Genomic DNA, 1,578 nt, shown 5'->3' with positions numbered 1-1,578 from the left:
TTTGCTGACCGTCAATGCCGATGAGTTGGATTTGGCCGGCAATGACGACCACTTCCAGCTTTTGTTGCGCGCATTGGAAGATTTTCAAGGTACGCGCAGTTATTTGAATTTAAGCGAAAAATAAACGCAGGCTAGGTTTAGGCCATCTGAAAGGAATAATATGTCAAAATATCAATTCACACTCCCATCTTCTTCCGGCAGCGATTTTAACTCCGCCGAACATTTGCCGTTGGTTGTCTATTTTTATCCTAAAGACAGCACGCCCGGGTGTACCACCGAAGGCTTGGATTTCAATGCCCGATTGGAACAATTCAAAGCATTGGGCTATACCGTTGTCGGTATTTCGCGCGACGGTGTCAAATCGCATCAGAATTTCTGCGCTAAACAAGGCTTCCAGTTTGAATTGTTGAGCGACAAAGAAGAAACCGTCTGCAAACTGTTTGACGTGATCAAGCTGAAAAAGCTTTACGGTAAAGAATCCCTCGGCATCGAGCGCAGCACGTTTGTGTTGGACGAAAACGGCGAAATCGCCCATGAATGGCGCAAAGTCAAAGTAGCCGGACACGCGCAGGAAGTGTTGGATACAATTTCTCAAGCCTCTTAAATAGGGCTTTGAAAACCTAAGGCCGTCTGAACGGATGTAAAGTCATGCCGTTCAGACGGCCTTTCAATACAGTTTGATGAGTATGGACGATTTAATAGACAAGCTGCTTGAATCCCTTTGGCTGCAAGACAGGCTCAGCCACAATACGCTGCAAAGTTACCGCCGTGATTTGGTCAAAGTTGCCGCGCGGTTGGCCGAGGGCGGGCAGGATTGGTTGAGTGCCGATGAGTTTGCCCTGTCTGATGCCGTGTATGCGGAGGGGGAAAAAAGCACGTCCCAAGCGCGGGCATTGTCGGCTTGCAAGCGCATGTACGGCTGGCTGGAAGAAACGGGCCAAAGAGCAGACAATCCCACCCGTTTTCTCAAAGCGCCGAAATCGGAACGCAAACTGCCCACGCTGATTACCGAAGCCCAAATCGACGCGCTGCTGGCTGCGCCGGATGTGGAAACGCCGCACGGACTGCGCGACAAAGCCTTGCTCGAAGTCATGTATGCAACAGGCTTGCGCGTGACCGAAGCCGTCAAATTGACGCTCAGTGATATCGATTTACATCGCGGCAGTATCCGCACCATAGGCAAGGGCGACAAATTGCGTCTGGTTCCATTGGGACAGGAAGCGGCATATTGGGTGGAACGCTATTGCAACGAATCGCGCCCGTTGTTGCTGAAAAACAAAATCTGCGACGAAGTGTTTGTCAGCCAAAAACGCAGCGGCATCAGCCGTCAGCTTGCATGGATGATAGTCAAAGAATATGCCGAAGCGGCCGGTATTGCTTCGCTCAGCCCGCACGGTTTGCGCCATGCTTTTGCCACACATTTGGTTAATCACGGCGTCGATTTGCGCTCAGTCCAGATGATGTTGGGACATTCCGATATCAACACCACGCAGATTTATACCCATGTTGCCAATATCCGTTTGAAAAACATGGTCGATGAACACCATTCCCGTTCATAAATAAAGGCGGCATCTCGAA

The 1,578-nt window shown here is 50.2% G+C and carries 2 protein-coding genes and 1 pseudogene; all 3 read left to right on the top strand.

Features of this window, described 5'->3' with window-relative positions:
- A pseudogene (locus ACTHUT_RS20135) lies at window positions 1-124 on the top strand (deoxynucleoside kinase); the annotation flags it as partial.
- Window positions 125-160: 36 nt separating this feature from the next.
- A complete protein-coding gene (locus tag ACTHUT_RS20130; protein ID WP_003683206.1) occupies window positions 161-604 on the top strand; it encodes a peroxiredoxin in 444 nt (147 codons plus the stop codon).
- Window positions 605-680: 76 nt separating this feature from the next.
- Window positions 681-1,559: a site-specific tyrosine recombinase XerD gene (gene xerD, locus ACTHUT_RS20125; RefSeq protein WP_250600016.1), complete on the top strand. Its 879-nt coding sequence runs from the start codon at window positions 681-683 to the stop codon at window positions 1,557-1,559.
- The last annotated feature ends 19 nt before the right edge of the window (window positions 1,560-1,578 follow it).

This window comes from Neisseria sp. P0022.S010 (assembly GCF_051956635.1).
Note: the sequence above shows the minus strand (reverse complement) of the source record. Positions and strands in the feature narration are given on the sequence as shown.